At 65.1% G+C, this 1,441-nt stretch carries 2 protein-coding genes; both read left to right on the top strand.

The window, feature by feature from the left end; all coding sequences use genetic code 11:
* Positions 1-82 precede the first annotated feature (82 nt).
* Entirely contained in the window at positions 83-838 is a 756-nt protein-coding gene (locus tag H4Q31_RS21285; protein WP_185181080.1) for an ABC transporter ATP-binding protein, read from the top strand.
* Positions 831-1,439: an ABC transporter permease gene (locus H4Q31_RS21280; protein WP_185181079.1), complete on the top strand. Its 609-nt coding sequence runs from the start codon at positions 831-833 to the stop codon at positions 1,437-1,439. Before H4Q31_RS21285 ends, H4Q31_RS21280 begins: the two co-directional genes overlap by 8 nt.
* Positions 1,440-1,441: the final 2 nt, after the last annotated feature.

Here is a 1,441-nt window from a genome sequence, read left to right as displayed (position 1 = left end):
GGGCATGAAAGTTTTTTGTAACCGATGAGGTCTCTCGTTTATAATCGTAGGCATGGAAGCACGTTCTAAGGAGGAAGCGACGATGATACCGGCATTGGACATACGCGGATTAACGGGCGGTTACAGCCAGCGCAAGCCGGTGCTCCACGAGGTGACGTTCTCCGTCCGGCCGGGCGAGATGACCGGACTGATCGGTTTGAACGGAGCGGGCAAGAGCACGACGATCAAGCATATTCTCGGGCTGATGCTGCCGCATGCCGGAGAGGTGCGGGTGGCGGGACTGCGCTTGGACGAAGATCGGGACAAGTACCGCGCCTCATGCGCTTATGTGCCGGAGCAGCCTTCGCTGTTCCCGAATATGACGGTGGCCGAGCATCTTCGCTGGACGGCGATGGCCTATGGGGTGGAGCAGGCCGAAGCCGAGCGCAGGAGCGCGAAGCTCGCGGGGATCTTCCGTATGGACAAGGCGATGAATAACTTGCCGGATACGCTGTCCAAAGGCATGAAGCAGAAGGTGATGCTGATGAACGCGCTGCTCGTATCGCCCCCCCTGCTCATTATCGACGAGCCGTTCCTTGGCCTCGATCCGCTGGCGACGCGCGCGCTGATCGGCGCGTTGGAGGATGCGAGGGAGCAAGGCTGCGCCATTCTGCTTAGCTCGCATATTCTGCCCGCCCTGGAGAGAAGGGCGAATCAGCTGATCGTGATGCATCAAGGGCGGCTCGTCGCTTCCGGCACGCCGGATGAGGTGAAGGCCGCCGCAGGCGGGCAGCCGACGCTGGACGACGCGTTCGAAGCTTTGGTCGCGGCGGCGGAGGAGGGCGCCTCCATTGGCTGAACTGGAACGAGCGCGCGCGGAGCGGCTTCGCAAGCAGCAGGGCGAGCGAGCGGCGGCTTGGCGCGGGGAGATTTATCCGTATTTCCGCTATGTGCTGCAGAGCGGCTTCGGCTTGGTGCTGGGCGGCATCGGCATCACGCTCGTGATGGGATACATTCGGATGCTGCGGGAGATGCCGGCGGATTGGCCGTCCGACATCGTCGGCGTCGCCTGCCTGACGCTGATCGCGCTGTATACGCCGCTGCGAACGTATGCGCAGCCGGCGGATACGGTCTTCGCGCTGCCGCTGGAGAGCGCGATGATGGGCAGCATCCTGCGCCCGCAGCTGCGCGGCGCGATGATTACTTCAGCGCTGCGGATGGCGGCGGCGTTCTGCGTGTACGCGCCGATCTACGCGCGCGCGCCGGCGACCGCTGCCGAAGCAGACGCGCGCAGCCTGGCGCTGCTCGGGCTTACGCTGGCGCTGCTGGGCGCGTGGAATGCGCGCGCGGCTTGGGACGAGCGCCGCATCGCCGCCGGCGGCTGGCGCATTGGCCTGCGAGCGGCGCGCTATGCGGCGGTGCTGCTCATGACGATCGGGCTGCTGCTCCGATCGTCATGAGC

The organism is Cohnella lubricantis (assembly GCF_014212015.1).
In the GTDB taxonomy this organism is placed as follows: domain Bacteria; phylum Bacillota; class Bacilli; order Paenibacillales; family Paenibacillaceae; genus Cohnella; species Cohnella lubricantis.
The sequence above is the reverse complement of the archived record's forward strand: the minus strand, read 5'-3'. Positions and strand labels throughout refer to the sequence as shown.

Bases quoted from the DNA above. Each gene is read 5' to 3' on its own strand.
- H4Q31_RS21285 (WP_185181080.1), top strand. From the start codon at position 83: ATGATACCGGCATTGGACATACGCGGATTAACGGGCGGTTACAGCCAG.